The following is a 14,607-nucleotide window of genomic DNA, read 5'->3' on the forward strand; positions in this document are numbered from 1 at the left end:
GGCCGCGATGCGGAAGACGCAGGTCATGGAACCAGTGGGCCGGTCCACGGCAGTTGGGCCTCCATCTGCCGGCCGAGCTCGTCGGTGAGACTCCGGACATACGTCGCCGAGAGGTGATGGGGATCCTTGTACACGGTGATGTTGCCGACGATCGCCGGGCAGAAGTCGTCGGTGCAGATGCCGTTCGACATGTCCAGCGGGTGGAAGTCTCGGCGGGTGGCGGCGAGTTCGCGCGCCGGGTCCTCGGGAGCGAGGACGGCAGCGCGCCGCGAACCACAGCTCTCCGCGTCGCCGCCGTCGGCGAGGCAGATCGGGGTGTCGATGGTGCCCTTGCCGTTCTTCGGCCACGGGGTGTCCCGCATGCCGAGCACCGGGATGCCGGCGTCGAGAAAGCGATCGAAGATCGGGGGGTAGTCCGGCGGCACCCAGTCGCCGGGCTGGTAGTCGCGCGGACGCGTCGAATTGGTGAAGACGGCGTCTGGTTTCTCGGAGATCACCCGGTCGATGACCCGCTGGCCCCAGTCGTAGCACTCGGGATAGGGGACGCCGCGTTGCTTGGGGATCTTGTTGGTCGACAGCGGGCAACCCATCTTCAGGTAGGTCTTGACCTTGAACCCGTTGCGCTTGCCGAGGGTGTCGAGCGCGGAGATCCACATCTCCGCGTGGGAACCGCCGGCCAGAGCGATCGTGCGGGTCGCGTTCGGGTCGCCGTAGACGCCGACGTGGATCTCGTTGTCGGTGAAGTCGCTCATGTACCCGTCGGTCGAGGTCTCCGGGAAGTCCTGGATCACCTCCAGGGCCGACGGCTGCGGGTCGAGCGCGGGGACGGGCCACCCGTCGAGGAGTGCGCGCGCACCCGGGTACGACCGCGGGTCGAGATTCTTGGTGTCGACGACGATGTTGTCGACGTGGTTCTCCCACAGCTTGATACCGACGCCGGCCACCACGGTGCCGAGCAGCAGGATCGAGGTCACCACCGACGTGTAGGAGAGCCGGCGCGACCGGCCGTCGCGGGTGCCTCGAGTGAGGGCCGACCGGTCACCGCCGCGGAGCGGGTCCTCGATGTAGCGTTTCGTGAGCCAGGCCACACCGATCGAGAACCCGAGAATCCCGACGCCCTCGAGGAAGTTCGCGTGGTTCTTGTCACGCCAGGTGAGATAGAAGATCAGCAACGGCCAGTGCCACAGGTACAGCGCGTACGCGATGGTTCCCAGCCACACCGGCCACGTGCTCGCCAGCATCCGGTTGACCGCGGGCATCGTGTCCGGCGCCGCGTGACCGCCTCGCGCCGGCTTCTGCAGCGCGGTCGCGCCGGCCCAGATGATGAGCAGCGTCGCGCCGACCGGGACCAGCGCCATCGGACCCGGGTACTCGTTGACGCCGTCGATCCAGAAGCCGCAGCTGATGATCAGTGCCAGGGCCACGACGGTCGCGGCGTTGCGCACCCAGTTCGGCACCCGCAGACTCGGCAGCCAGATCGCCAGCAGGCCGCCGGCGAGCGGCTCCCAGAGCCGCGAGATCGTGGAGTAGTAGTTGTACGGCTGGTTGATGGCCATCCCACGATGTGCCCAGTAGAACGACCCCAGCGCGACCACGAACACCGCGGCGCCGACGAGGAACTTGATGACGCGAGGGTCGGCGAACGGACGCGCGAGCCGGGCGGCGACTTTCAGGAACCCGGCGAAGGCCAGCGCGACGAGCAGGGTCAGGACGAAGAACTGTCCCTGCATCGACATGGACCAGATGTGCTGCAGCGGGCTGTTCGCCGAACTCGCGGCCAGGTAGTCCTGCGAATTCAACGCGAGATACCAGTTCTGGTAGTACAGCGCGCTCGCGACGACCTCCTGCCCGATGTTGGCCCAGCGCGTCTGCGGCAGGATCACGACGGTGAGGACCGTGACGGCCAGGAGCACGGTGACCAGCGCGGGCAGTAGTCGCTTCAGCAGTCGCTTCAGCCGCGGCCACGGGTTCAGGGTGTCGCGGAAGGTGACGTTCGGCTTCTGGGCGTAGATCGCATGCCGCAGGAGCGAACCGAGAAAGAAGTACCCCGACAGGGTGAGGAAGACGTCGACGCCGCCGGAGACCTTGCCGAACCACACGTGAAAACAGGCCACGAGGGTGATCGCGATACCGCGCAGACCGTCGAGGTCGGTGCGGTAGGCAGGGGTCGTCGGCGTCGAGGGGGCCGACTCCGGCGCCACTACTCGAGTCGTCGATGCCACAGGGAAGTCTTTCGGGTCGGGGACGGGCGGTTCGGCCGCGTAGCAATCTACCCGTCGAACCTGTGATTTCTCGATTCGCACCGCCCACGACGGCTGGTGGAGTCGGTCACGAGTCGGGGGATCTCACCGACGCGCACGGGTGCGTGCCCCGTCGAGGATGATCGTCAACCCGTCCACGAATTCGCCGTCGAAGTCCCGGCCCGACGGTCCGGTGACGCCGAGGCGTTCCATCTGCGCGCGGGTCTGTTCCTCGATGGTCAGACCGATGACGAGCTGACAGACCGCAGTGCTGACGGCCTCCGCGTCACGCAGCGACAACCCGCCGGCATGCCCGGCCGAGACGATGTCGGCGGTGATCGCCTTCGTGGACAGGCCGCTCGCCCAACTCGACGACACGACCTCGGCACTGTCGGGCACATCGAGCAGGGCGGCACGCATCCCGGTGGCGAGCAGACGTAGCCGCTCGTCCCACGCCAGGTCGGTGGCCGGAATCGAGACGGCACCCAGGATGTCGTCGGCAAGTGCGGCCAACAGGGTCTGTTTGTTGGGGAAATGCCAGTACAGGGCGTTGGGACGCACCCCGAGCTCGGTGGCGAGCCGGCGCATCGACAGATCGGCCAGGCTGTGCTCGCGCAGGATGTCGCGGGCCGCGCGGAGGACGTCGGTCCGGCTGTTGCTCACGCGGTCAGCGTAGTCACCGGTCCGACGCCGGCCCGCGCGAGCCGCCTGTACACCGTCCAGGCGTCCCTGTACGGTGTTCAGGAATCCTGGACGGTGTCCAGGTGATCCCCGGGGTAGAAGAAGGAGGAGCGCGCCGTGGACCAGGGCGAGATCAGCCGTGTCGACGCGGAGCACATCTGGCATCCCTACGGGGCGTTGCCCGCGACGACCGAACCCCTGGTGGTGTCGTCGGCGTCGGGAGTTCACCTCGAACTCGCCGACGGGCGCTCGGTCGTCGACGGCATGAGTTCCTGGTGGGCGGCGATCCACGGCTACCGGCACCCGCGCCTCGATGCCGCGGCCGCGGTTCAGATGGGACGGATGTCGCACGTGATGTTCGGCGGTCTCACCCACGAACCCGCCGCCCGGCTCGCACAACTCCTCGTCGAGCTCACCCCCGAACCGCTGCAGAAGGTGTTCTTCTGCGACTCGGGCTCGGTCTCGGTGGAGGTCGCGGTGAAGATGGCGCTGCAGTACTGGCGCAGCCGCGGACAGTCGCAGCGCACGCGCCTGCTGACCTGGCGTGGTGGTTACCACGGCGACACCTTCACGCCGATGAGCGTCTGCGACCCCGAGGGCGGCATGCACTCGATGTGGTCGGCGGTCCTCACGCGACAGGTTTTCGTCGACGCTCCGCCCGCCGAGTATCGACCCGAGTACGTCGCCACCCTGGAGGCCTCGATCCGCGAGCACCGCGACGAGCTCGCCGCCGTCATCGTCGAACCGGTCGTCCAGGGCGCCGGCGGCATGCGCTTCCACGACCCGGCATATCTGTCCGCCCTGCGCGACATCTGCGACCGCCACGGCGTCCTGCTGATCTTCGACGAGATCGCCACCGGTTTCGGTCGGACCGGGATGCTCTTCGCCGCCGACGCCGCGGACGTCGCCCCCGACATCATGTGCGTCGGCAAGGCGCTGACGGGCGGGTACATGACGCTTGCCGCCACACTCTGTACCGCACACCTCGCCGAGGTCATCAGTGCGGGCGAGGCCGGCGGACTCGCCCACGGCCCGACCTTCATGGCCAACCCGCTCGCGTGCGCGGTGGCGGTCGCCGCCATCGAGTTGTTGCTGGAGACGCCCTGGGCCGAACGCGTGGCGGCGATCGAGAGAGGTCTCTCCGACGGCCTGGCGCCACTGCGGGAGCTCGACGGCGTCGTCGACGTCCGGGTCCACGGCGCGATCGGGGTCGTCGAACTCGACCGTCCCGTCGACATGTCCGCGGCCACCGCGGCCGCCGTCGACGCCGGTGCGTGGCTGCGGCCCTTCCGCAACCTCGTCTACACGATGCCGCCGTTCATCTCCACGCCCGACGACATCTCGACGATCGTTGGCGGTATCACGGCCGCGGTGCGGGCGACCCTCGGCGACCAGAACTCGACGACCGCCGAACTCGTGGGAGCACGGTCATGACCATCACCTCGGGACAGCCCGCGGCCGGCCAGGCCGACGACATCGCCTCGGGTGGGGTGGCTTCGGGCGAGGTCGGACTCGCCTGGCTTGCCGGGGCCGCACGCGACCGCGCCGCCGCCGGGCTGCATCGCGAGCCGCACGTCCGTCGAGTCGGTGCCGACGCGATCAATCTGGGCTCCAACGACTACCTCGGTCTGTCGACGCACCCCGACGTCGTCGCCGGCGCGCGGGCCGCGGCCGCCCAGTGGGGTGGCGGATCGACGGCGTCGAGGCTGGTCGTCGGCACCACGCAGGCGCACGTCGACCTCGAGACGGAGCTCGCCGACTTCCTCGGTTTTCCTGCGGCACTTGTCTTTTCCTCCGGCTATCTGGCCAATGTCGGCGCGGTCACCGCACTCGCCGGACGCGGCGATCTCATCGTGAGTGACACCGGTTCGCACGCGTCGCTGATCGACGGGTGCCGGCTGTCACGGGCACGGGTCGTCGTGGTGGATCGTGGGGATCATGAGGCCGTGCGGGCCGCCCTCGCCGAGCGCACCGAGGAACGCGCACTCGTCGTCACCGACTCGGTGTACAGCATCGACGGCGAACCGGCCCCCGTCGCCGATCTGTATGCGGCTGCTCGCGCGCACGGTGCGGTGCTGCTCGTCGACGAGGCCCACGCCGTCGGTGTCCGTGGTCCCGGCGGGCGCGGACTCGTTGCCGAACAAGGACTTTCCGGCGCGCCGGACCTCGTGGTCACCACCGTGCTGTCCAAATCGTTCGGATCGCAGGGCGGAGTGGTCCTCGGGCCGGAGATCCTACGGTCACACCTGATCGACTGTGCGCGTCCGTTCATCTTCGACACCGGACTGAATCCGGCGGCGGTCGGCGCGGCGCGGGCCGCACTGCGGGTCCTGCGTTCCGATCCCGCGCTACCGGACCGATTGCGCGGCAACGCCCGTCGCCTGGCCCGCGCATGCGGCGTCGACGAACCCGCGGCAGCGGTGATCTCGATCATCGTCGGCGACCCGCAACGCGCCGTCGACGCGGCTGCGGCCTGCCGTGACCGCGGAGTGCTCGTCGGGTGCTTCCGCCCGCCATCGGTCCCGCCGGGCACCTCCCGGCTGCGCATCACGGTGCGCGCCGACCTCGATGCCGCGACCCTCGACCACGTCGCCGAGGTCGTCGACGCCGCACTGCATGAGGTGGGTGCACGATGAGCGCGCCGACACCATCACCGGCACGCGGACGCGTTCTCGCCGTCACCGGCACCTCGACCGACGTCGGCAAGACGGTCGCGACGGCGGCCCTCGCCGCCGCCTTCCTGCTCCCTGAGGTGCGAGGAGCGCTAGCGCCGAGCCTCGAAGGGCCGGTGACCCGAGTCGCCGTCTGCAAACCCGTCCAAACCGGCGTCGCACCAGGCGAACCCGGCGACCTCGCCGAGGTCACGCGCCTCGCCGGGAAAGTGACCACGGTCGAGTCCTACCGCTATCCCGAACCGCTCGCCCCGGACACCGCGGCGCGACGCGCGGAGATGCCGCTCGCCGATCCTGACGTCATCGTGCGGGCGGTCGACGACCTCGCGGCCAACCATGACCTGACCCTCGTCGAAGGCGCCGGCGGTGTGCTGGTGCGACTGGGGGAGTCCGCCACGATCCTCGACGTCGCCGCAGCGACACTGGCACCCGGGACGTACGACGGCGTCGTCATCGTCGTCGCACCGGGCCTCGGTGCGCTCAACCATGCCGAGCTGACCGTGAACGCCGTTCGCGCTCGAGGCCTCCGGCCCGCCGGACTCGTCATCGGGTGGTGGCCGCCGGACCCCGACCTCGCCATGCGCTGCAACCGATCAGACCTGCCGCGGATCACCCGCGTCCCGGTGATCGGCGTGCTGCCCGCGGGTGCCGCCGCCCTCGATCCCGCCCGGTTCCGCCGGACCGCGCCGACCTGGTTCGACCCCGACTGGCTCGCCGGCTCCCTCGCCGACCATCCGGCATCGCTCGCCGGGACCTCATAGACCGTCTTTTTTCCAGCCCGCGTAATCAGTTCCAGTACAAGGAGTTCAGCCCGTGACACAGGCAACCGTCGACACCGCCCGCGACGCACAGACGTCCGACGACATCCTCGCCATCGCCCGCGAGCAGGTGCTCGAGCGCGGTGAACCGCTCGACCGCGACCAGGTCCTGGCGGTGCTGCGCCTGGACGACGACCGGTTGACCGAGTTGCTGCAGCTCGCCCACGACGTGCGCATGAAGTGGTGCGGCCCGGAGGTCGAGGTCGAGGGCATCATCTCGCTGAAGACCGGTGGCTGCCCCGAGGACTGCCATTTCTGTTCGCAGTCGGGTCTGTTCGCCTCGCCGGTGCGCAGTGCCTGGATCGACATCCCGTCGCTGGTGGAGGCCGCCAAGCAGACCGCCAAGACCGGTGCCACCGAGTTCTGCATCGTCGCCGCCGTCCGCGGACCCGACAAGCGTCTGCTGAGCCAGGTCGCCGCCGGCATCGAGGCCATCCGCAACGAGGTCGACATCCAGATCGCCTGCAGCCTCGGCATGCTCACGCAGGAACAGGTCGACCAGCTCCGCGACATGGGCGTGCACCGCTACAACCACAACCTCGAGACGGCGCGCAGCCACTTCCCGAACGTCGTCACCACCCACACGTGGGAGGAGCGCTGGGACACGCTGCGCATGGTCCGCGAGGCCGGCATGGAGGTGTGCTGCGGCGGCATCCTCGGCATGGGTGAGAGCCTCGAGCAGCGCGCCGAATTCGCCGCCGACCTGGCCGCACTCGAGCCCGACGAGGTCCCGCTGAACTTCCTCAACCCGCGTCCGGGTACGCCCTTCGGTGACCTCGACGTGCTGCCCGCGTCCGAGGCGCTGAAGTCGGTGGCCGCCTTCCGCCTCGCGCTGCCGCGCACGATCCTGCGTTTCGCCGGCGGCCGCGAGATCACCCTGGGCGACCTCGGCGCCAAGCAGGGCATCCTCGGCGGCATCAACGCGGTCATCGTCGGCAACTACCTGACGACGCTCGGCCGGCCCGCGGAGGACGACCTCGACCTGCTCAGCGACCTGTCGATGCCGATCAAGTCACTCAACGACACCATCTGAGGGACACGATCGACGCTCGTCCTCTCCTACATCCTCGCGACGATCGGTAGCGTGTTCTCTCATGATCGACACCGTCCCGGGGCCGCTCGCCGAACCGTGCAGGTACGGCGTGTACACGGGCCTCGAACTGGAACTGCAGGCACCCGACGCCATCCCGCCGGCCGCGCGTCTGGGGCTTGAACCTCCGCGCTTCTGCGGACAGTGCGGGCGCCGCATGGTCGTGCAGGTCCGACCCGACGGCTGGAGCGCCAGGTGCTCCCGCCACGGGACGGTCGACTCGGCCGAACTGGGGCGTCGGTGAGCGGTCCGGTGTCCGGGCGGCGTGCCGCCCGGTCGGTGGCGACCCTGCTCACCGCGACCGCGGCGGTGATCGTGCTCGGCGCGGTCGCCGGCGCGATCTGGGCGCTGGTGACACCGCCCACGACCGGCGTCGTCGTCAAGGGCCTGACCCGTGAGGACATCCCGACCGGATTCGACGGTGTCGGCGCCTTCGCGCTGATCATGTTCGCCTACGGCGGCATCGCCGCACTCGTCGCATGGGCGGCGGCACGGCCGTGGCGCGGCGTCACCGGATTCCTGGTCCCTGCGCTCGGTACGGTGGCCGGGTCCGCGATCGGTGCGCAGGTCGGAATGTGGTTGGCCGGCCTGCGATTCGACGACGACATCGCCGGGCTCCCGCTCGATTCGGTGTACCGCGTGGTGCCCGAACTCTGGCTCGATGGCGGTACGCGCGCCGGACACAGTGCACCCTGGACCCTGCTCATCTGCGCGCCGTTCGCCTTCGCGATGGTCTACCTGGTCTGTGCGTTGTCCTCACGCACGGCGGACCTCGGCGTCGGCGATCTCGATGTCGATCACCGTGCCGGTGACGATCCGTCAGGGTCCGAGGTCACATCGGTGGACGCAGTGTCGCGAACTCATCCGTGACGCGTAACTCGTTGTCGGCGAAGGCATAGAGCGCCGGCGGCCGCCCGCCGGATCGCCCGGTCTTGCCGACGGTGCCGGTCGACACCACCACGGCGCGTCGACTCAGGATGCGTAGCAGGTTCGTCGTGTCCACCGCGTAGCCGAGTGCGGCGCAATAGATCTCCGACAGCTCCGACATCGGGAACTGCTTCGGTGCCAGCGCGAAGGCGATGTTGGTGTAGGAGAGCTTGGCGGCCAGCCGGTGCCGGGCGGTGTCGATGATCTCGGCGTGGTCGAAGGCCACCGGGGGCAGTGCGTCCACGTCGAACCAGGCCGCGCCGTCGGGAAGGGTCACCGGGCTGTCCGAGCGGACGAGGCCCATGTACGTCGAGGCGATCGTGCGGATGCCGGGAACGCGTCCGGGATCGGAGAAGACCGACAGCTGTTCGAGGTGGGCGATGTCGCGGACGTCCATCTTGTCGGCGACGAGGCGTCGAGCGACGACCGACAACTTCTCGTCACCGGCGACGTCGCCGCCCGGAAGAGACCACCGGCCGGGCTCGGCGTCGGTACCGGCTCGAGAGAGCAGGACGCAGAGCGCGGGGCGGACGTCGGAGCCGTCGGCAGCGGGCGGAGTGCGGACCTGGAAGACGACGCTGAGGACCTCGACCCGCAGAACGCCGGAGCCGTTGATCGCTTTGGGGCCGTTGATCGCTTTGGGGCCGTTGAACGCTTCGGGGCCGTCGGAGCTGGAGGGGTCGGACCCGGCGGCTGGCATGGCGTCGATTGTATGGGTCAGACGCCCGGCGACCGCCCATTCGGAGACGTCAACACGCGCGCCGCGCCGTCGGTGATCGCGATGGTGTGTTCGCTGTGCGCGCCGCGAGAGCCGTCGAACGATCGGATCGTCCAGCCGTCGGCGTCGAACTTGACCCGCTCGGAGCCGAGCGTGAACCAGGGCTCGAGCGCCAGCGTCAACCCGGGCTGCAGTTTCATTCCGCGACCGGCCTTGCCGATGTTCGCGACATGCGGGTCCTCGTGCATCGTGCGGCCGAGTCCGTGGCCGCCGAACTCGGTGTTGACGCGGTATCCGTACGACTTGGCGACGGCCCCGATCGCCGCGGAGATGTCGCCGAGCCGGGCGTCGGGCCGGGCGGCGTCGATGGCTGCTTCCAACGCTTCCTCGGTTGCCTGTACGAGTCGCCGGTCCTCGGGGCGGGGCGTGCCGACGATGACGCTGCGGGCCGAGTCGGCCACCCAACCGTCGATCGAGACCGCGATGTCCATGGACAGCAGATCGCCGTCGGCCAGGACGTAGTCGTGGGGCAGCCCGTGCAGCACGGCGTCGTTCACGGAGAGGCAGATGACGTTGCGGAAGGGGCCGCGGCCGAAGGACGGGGAATAGTCCCAGTAGCAGGACTGCGCGCCGCGTTCGGCGATGAGGTCACGGGCGCGATGCTCGAGCTCGAGCAGGTTGACGCCGACATCGGCTCGTTCGGCGAGGTCGGCGAGCAGGTCCGCGATGAACGCACCGGTCACCCCCATGGCGCTTATCTCGGATGGCGACTTCAGCTCGACCATTCTCGTTCCCTTCGCGATCGGATGAGTGGACTGGTATAGAAATACCAGCAATCGGTATATGTATACCGGATCCGCTAGGCTCTGTGCATGGTCCGCAACCCGTTGACCCCGGAACAGATCGCCGCCGGCCGCCGTCTGGGCGCACGACTGCGCGAACTCCGCGCCGACCGGTCCCTCGGTGAGGTCGCCGTCAGCGCCGGAATCTCTCCGGAGACGTTGCGCAAGATCGAGACGGGCCGGATGCCGACTCCCGCGTTCGCCACGATCGCTGCACTCGCGCGGTCGCTGAACACCTCCCTCGACGACCTGGCCCTGGTGTTCACCGACACCGTCCTCGGCGACGCCGGCCTCGACTCCGCGGTGGTGCGCGCCGGGTGACCCCGCACCCGTCGGACCTCACCTACGAGGAGGTCGGTGCGACCGCCGGAGAGCTACCGGCGGGCTATCACCATCTGCGCCGCTCGCGTGTGATCGGTGCCGGCGAGGGATGTTTCGACCTGGCCGCGCGACGAATCCTGAACTGGGACATGCATCGTCGTGCCGGAGTGGGCGTCGATGCCTCGACCCCGCGTGCCGCGGTCGGCTCGGTGGTGACGATGCGTCTGGGGCTGGGTCCGGTGGGCATCTCCGCCGCGTGCCGGGTCATCGAGGTGATCGACTCGGTCTCGAACGATTCGGGGGCCGAACGCGGCTTCGCGTACGGCACCTTGTCGGGGCATCCCGAGATCGGGGAGGAGCGGTTCTGGGTTGAGCGACTTCCGGACGATTTCGTGATCGCGCACGTCGTCGCCTTCTCCCGGCCGGGTCGTTGGTTCACGCGGATCGGCGGCCCGATCGGGCGAGTGGTGCAGTCGCGGATCGCCGAACGCTACCTCGATGCCCTGATGTGCGCCTGAGGGTGCGTGATCTGCCGCGAGGATGACGGGAATGAACCCGGTGTGGTGAATGTTACGATGCATAGTGTTTTCGACCATGAGTCGAAAACCATGCCTCGGACACACGGCCCGTGCTCCGGGGACCCGATGACCCGGGGTCGTAGACGCCCCCGGGACAGCCAGAGGAGTGGCAATGAGCATCACCAGTGATCGCCCGGCGGCCGTGACCGCGCCAGCAGTTTCGGGCTCAGGGCTCCTCGATGCCGAATGGTTCGACGCACCAGGTGGCTACACCGGCGTCGAACCGACTCAGGAGTGGGCGGACGAGGTCCGACGCCTCGCGCGCGCCCGCAACGCGACCCTGCTCGCGCACAACTATCAGCTTCCCGCCATCCAGGATGTCGCCGACCACGTCGGTGACTCTCTCGCCCTGTCGCGTATCGCGGCCGAGGTCGACTCCGACGAGATCATCTTCTGCGGCGTCCACTTCATGGCGGAGACCGCCAAGATCCTCAGCCCCGAGAAACGCGTCCTCATCCCGGACGAGCGCGCCGGTTGCTCGCTGGCCGACTCGATCACCGCCGACGAACTGCGCGCCTGGAAGGCCGAGTTCCCCGATGCGGTCGTGGTGTCCTACGTGAACACCACCGCCGAGGTGAAGGGTCTGACCGACATCTGCTGCACCTCGTCGAACGCCGTCGACGTCGTCGCGTCGATCGACCCCGATCGCGACGTCCTGTTCCTTCCGGACCAGTTCCTCGGTGCGCACGTCAAGCGTGAGACCGGCCGCGACAACATCCACATCTGGGCGGGTGAGTGCCACGTGCACGCCGGCATCAACGGCGACGAGCTGGCCGACCAGGCCGCGTCGCACCCCGATGCCGACCTTTTCATCCACCCCGAATGCGGTTGTGCGACCTCGGCTCTCTACCTGGCGGGTGAGGGTGCCGTGCCCGAGGATCGAGTCAAGATCCTCTCGACCGGCGGCATGCTCGACGCTGCTCGCGAGACCGGCGCCAAGCAGGTCCTCGTCGCCACCGAGGTCGGCATGCTGCACCAGCTGCGCAAGGCCGCGCCCGGGGTCGACTTCCAGGCGGTGAACGACCGCGCGTCGTGCCCCTACATGAAGATGATCACGCCGGCCGCGCTGCTGCGGTGCCTGCGTGAGGGCCGCGACGAGGTGTTCGTCGACACCGACGTCGCGGAGAAGGCCCGCAAGAGCGTCGAGCGGATGATCGCGATCGGTAACCCGGGTTCGGGCGAGTGACCGGAAGCTCTGCGGTGAGTGACGGTTTCATCGGTCAGGCGTCGGCCGGCGACGCGCTGGAACTGGCTGTCGACGACGAGATCCGTGCGCTGATCAGGACCGCTCTCGACGAGGACCTGCGGTACGGACCGGACATCACGACCGCGTCGACCGTCCCGGCCGGCTCCGTCGTCGACGCCGCGATCGTCAGTCGTGCACCTGGCGTCATCGCCGGTGTTCCGGTGGTGATCGCGGTGTTCGACGAGGTCATCGGCGAGGGCAATTTCGAGGTGACGGACGTTGTCGCCGACGGCAGCGTCGTCGAACCCGGCGACACCGTCCTGCGCGTCCACGCTCCGACGGCCGCCCTGCTGACGGCCGAACGCACTGCGCTGAACCTCATCTGCCACCTGTCGGGGATCGCGACCGCAACCCGGGCGTGGGTCGATGCGGTCTCCGGTACGTCCGCTCAGATCCGTGACTCGCGTAAGACGCTGCCCGGTCTGCGTCTGCTGCAGAAGTACGCGGTGCGCGCCGGTGGCGGAGTCAACCACCGGATGGGTCTCGGCGATGCCGCCCTCATCAAGGACAACCACGTCGTCGCCGCCGGTTCGGTCGCGGCTGCGTTGGAAGCCGTTCGTGCGGCCGCTCCGGGTCTGCCCGTAGAGGTCGAGGTCGACTCGCTCGCCCAGCTCGACGAGGTCCTTCCCCTCGAACCGCAGCTGGTGCTTCTCGACAACTTCGAGCCGTGGGAAACCCAGATGGCCGTGCAGCGACGCAACACTCGTTCGCCGCAGACCAAGCTGGAGAGCTCCGGCGGCCTGACCCTCGACGTCGCCGAGGACTATGCCCGTACCGGCGTCGACTACCTCGCCGTCGGTGCACTGACGCATTCGGTCACGGTGCTCGACCTCGGGCTGGACGTCCCCGCGCCGCAGGTCTGATCGGCGGTCAGCCCGCGGCGTCGTAGGCCTCGCCGAGCCACCCGGCGGACCTCCGCGTCCACGTCCGCCGTGGCACGCATCTCCAGATGGTGCATCCACACGTGCGGTGACGGGTGCGCGACCTCCTTGAATCGAGCAGAGTCGACGCGGTGCCGAAGGGCGATCGACAACACCGCCGGCACATCGGATCGCACATACATGCCGGGGCGCCACACGTAGGCGAAGCCGGTCCGGCGTTGGAAAGCTATCTGGCTCTTGGTGACTCGGACAGCGATGTCGTCTCCCAGATCACGGATGGCTTCCTCGACCGCGCCATGGATCGACAGGCCCTCCGGCGAGCCTGCGAAGAAGTCCTCGACGTCGTGCGGGGTGTCCGTGGTCATGCTTGCTCCAGCATCGCACGTGATCTTCGAAGGCGGTCCACCATTTCTTCTCGAGTGTGATTCTCAGGCGCGCGGGTATGCGGCGGCGAGCATTATCGAGGCGAGGGTGGCTTCGGCGTCGGAGGCGTTGCGTAGGTCGCGATGATTTGGCGCAGGTGCAGGCGTGGTTGATCGCCGGACGCCGTGGTGGGTCCGTGGATGTCGGTGCGTACGTGTTGGAGGTGTTCGGCGAATCGGCCGGGGGATGTCGGGTTGCCGGTTGATGCGTTCGGGGTTGGGGGGTGCGCCTGGTTGGGTGTTGAGCCGCCAGGCGCAACGCCCTTCGTCGGGTCCCTCGCGGACCATGTGGGTGGTGTATTGGCCGGGTTGATCGCCGACCATGCGGTTGTGTTTCGGGCACGCCGGGGTGAGGTCGGTGAGTCCGCCGAGGCCCCAATCGAGTTGGGCGTGATGCATTTCCACGTGGGTGGCGGCCAGGTCGCAGTCGGGTGTGGAGCACACGTGACCGTCGGGTCGGGCGAAGGAGACGAGGCGTTGTTCGCGGGTGGCCAGTCGTTTGCCGCGTCCGAAGTAGAGCGGGACGGCGGTGGCGTCTTTGAACACGGCCAGCCAGGGTTGGGCGTCGGCCGCGAGGTCGATCAGGTCGGGGATGGGGATCAGGGTGCCGGTGGCGGTGGTGGCGAACCCGGCTTCGCGGATGAGGTCGTTGAGGTCGGCTTTGGCGATCATCTGCACGGGGAGTCCGCGGTGGCTCTTACCCAGGAGTCCGTCCTCGAACACCGCTTTCAGCAGGGCGTTGAGGGCGTCGTGATTCAACTGGGCCGGGCTGCGGTCATCGCGTTCGGCGGCGGCAGCCACCGCGTCGGGGTCGGCGTCCTCGATCGACCCGTGTGGGGAGTCGGGATCGTCGGGGTTGTTCATGCCGGGTTTTGCCCACACGGCCAGGAGCATGGTGATGCGTGCGAGTAGTTCGGGGGTGAGGGTGGCGGTCATCTTCGCGGTGCCGTCGGCGCGTTGCCGGTTGACCGAGAGGTTGCGGCGTCGTTTGCGGTCGGTGTCGTCGGTGAGGGTGCCGTCGGGGTCGAGGTGGGCCAGCAGTCGGGCGCCGAGGTTGGTGATGTCGGTGGGGGTGTGGTCGATGGCGATCTCGGTCATCTGTCGTTCGGCGGCGACCTTCATGTCGTGGTTGACGGCGTGCGGGATCTGGTCGAGGACGTCGATGACCGCG

Annotated in this window: 15 protein-coding genes and 1 pseudogene; 10 read left to right on the top strand and 6 right to left on the bottom strand. The window is 68.8% G+C overall.

Annotated elements, in window-relative coordinates:
• Positions 1 to 23: 23 nt before the first annotated feature.
• Positions 24 to 2,201: an acyltransferase family protein gene (locus GOAMI_RS20645; RefSeq protein ID WP_006438551.1), complete on the bottom strand. Its 2,178-nt coding sequence runs from the start codon at positions 2,199 to 2,201 to the stop codon at positions 24 to 26.
• Between the two features lie 144 nt (positions 2,202 to 2,345).
• Positions 2,346 to 2,903 (bottom strand): TetR family transcriptional regulator, encoded by a 558-nt coding sequence (locus tag GOAMI_RS20650; RefSeq protein ID WP_006438552.1) that lies wholly within the window; start codon positions 2,901 to 2,903, stop codon positions 2,346 to 2,348.
• Positions 2,904 to 3,038: 135 nt separating this feature from the next.
• Between GOAMI_RS20650 and GOAMI_RS20655 the strand changes: the two genes are divergently transcribed.
• The 6 genes from GOAMI_RS20655 to GOAMI_RS20680 all read left to right on the top strand — a co-directional run bounded on the left by GOAMI_RS20655 (position 3,039) and on the right by GOAMI_RS20680 (position 8,371).
• Positions 3,039 to 4,355, top strand: a complete 1,317-nt coding sequence (locus GOAMI_RS20655) for an adenosylmethionine--8-amino-7-oxononanoate transaminase (protein ID WP_006438553.1) — start codon at positions 3,039 to 3,041, stop codon at positions 4,353 to 4,355.
• Complete coding sequence (locus tag GOAMI_RS20660; protein WP_006438554.1) at positions 4,352 to 5,557, top strand: 8-amino-7-oxononanoate synthase; 1,206 nt, start codon at positions 4,352 to 4,354, stop codon at positions 5,555 to 5,557. Before GOAMI_RS20655 ends, GOAMI_RS20660 begins: the two co-directional genes overlap by 4 nt.
• A complete protein-coding gene (bioD, locus tag GOAMI_RS20665) occupies positions 5,554 to 6,354 on the top strand; it encodes a dethiobiotin synthase (RefSeq protein ID WP_006438555.1) in 801 nt (266 codons plus the stop codon). The genes GOAMI_RS20660 and bioD overlap by 4 nt, the downstream gene beginning before the upstream one ends.
• 52 nt (positions 6,355 to 6,406) lie before the next feature.
• The gene (gene bioB, locus GOAMI_RS20670; protein WP_006438556.1) at positions 6,407 to 7,444 is read left to right on the top strand and encodes a biotin synthase BioB; all 1,038 of its coding nucleotides are present in this window, start codon (positions 6,407 to 6,409) and stop codon (positions 7,442 to 7,444) included.
• 61 nt (positions 7,445 to 7,505) lie between these two features.
• Entirely contained in the window at positions 7,506 to 7,745 is a 240-nt protein-coding gene (gene bsaP / locus GOAMI_RS20675; protein WP_006438557.1) for a biotin synthase auxiliary protein BsaP, read from the top strand.
• Positions 7,742 to 8,371, top strand: a complete 630-nt coding sequence (locus GOAMI_RS20680) for a DUF2567 domain-containing protein (protein WP_006438558.1) — start codon at positions 7,742 to 7,744, stop codon at positions 8,369 to 8,371. The genes bsaP and GOAMI_RS20680 overlap by 4 nt, the downstream gene beginning before the upstream one ends.
• Here GOAMI_RS20680 and GOAMI_RS20685 read toward each other — a convergent pair.
• On the bottom strand, positions 8,334 to 9,128 hold the full coding sequence (locus GOAMI_RS20685; RefSeq protein WP_006438559.1) for an NUDIX hydrolase: 795 nt from the start codon (positions 9,126 to 9,128) through the stop codon (positions 8,334 to 8,336). The genes GOAMI_RS20680 and GOAMI_RS20685 overlap by 38 nt on opposite strands.
• Positions 9,129 to 9,145: 17 nt before the next feature.
• A complete protein-coding gene (gene map, locus GOAMI_RS20690; RefSeq protein ID WP_006438560.1) occupies positions 9,146 to 9,931 on the bottom strand; it encodes a type I methionyl aminopeptidase in 786 nt (261 codons plus the stop codon).
• A gap of 87 nt (positions 9,932 to 10,018) precedes the next feature.
• Here map and GOAMI_RS20695 point away from each other — a divergent pair, with 87 nt between their 5' ends.
• From GOAMI_RS20695 to nadC, 4 genes are all read left to right on the top strand, one after another.
• A complete protein-coding gene (locus GOAMI_RS20695; protein WP_006438561.1) occupies positions 10,019 to 10,309 on the top strand; it encodes a helix-turn-helix domain-containing protein in 291 nt (96 codons plus the stop codon).
• On the top strand, positions 10,306 to 10,827 hold the full coding sequence (locus GOAMI_RS20700; RefSeq protein ID WP_006438562.1) for a DUF1990 domain-containing protein: 522 nt from the start codon (positions 10,306 to 10,308) through the stop codon (positions 10,825 to 10,827). Before GOAMI_RS20695 ends, GOAMI_RS20700 begins: the two co-directional genes overlap by 4 nt.
• 172 nt (positions 10,828 to 10,999) lie before the next feature.
• Positions 11,000 to 12,073: a quinolinate synthase NadA gene (gene nadA, locus GOAMI_RS20705; RefSeq protein WP_006438563.1), complete on the top strand. Its 1,074-nt coding sequence runs from the start codon at positions 11,000 to 11,002 to the stop codon at positions 12,071 to 12,073.
• A gap of 14 nt (positions 12,074 to 12,087) precedes the next feature.
• The gene (nadC, locus tag GOAMI_RS20710; RefSeq protein ID WP_006438564.1) at positions 12,088 to 12,996 is read left to right on the top strand and encodes a carboxylating nicotinate-nucleotide diphosphorylase; all 909 of its coding nucleotides are present in this window, start codon (positions 12,088 to 12,090) and stop codon (positions 12,994 to 12,996) included.
• Here nadC and GOAMI_RS22775 read toward each other — a convergent pair.
• Together GOAMI_RS22775 and GOAMI_RS20715 are read right to left on the bottom strand one after the other, a co-directional pair.
• Positions 12,918 to 13,379 (bottom strand): DUF5655 domain-containing protein, encoded by a 462-nt coding sequence (locus tag GOAMI_RS22775; protein WP_006438565.1) that lies wholly within the window; start codon positions 13,377 to 13,379, stop codon positions 12,918 to 12,920. The two genes, nadC and GOAMI_RS22775, sit on opposite strands and share 79 nt — an antisense overlap.
• 63 nt (positions 13,380 to 13,442) lie before the next feature.
• Positions 13,443 to 14,607, bottom strand: a pseudogene (locus tag GOAMI_RS20715) (DUF222 domain-containing protein); the annotation flags it as partial.

This window comes from Gordonia amicalis NBRC 100051 = JCM 11271 (assembly GCF_000332995.1).
GTDB classification, from domain to species: domain Bacteria; phylum Actinomycetota; class Actinomycetes; order Mycobacteriales; family Mycobacteriaceae; genus Gordonia; species Gordonia amicalis.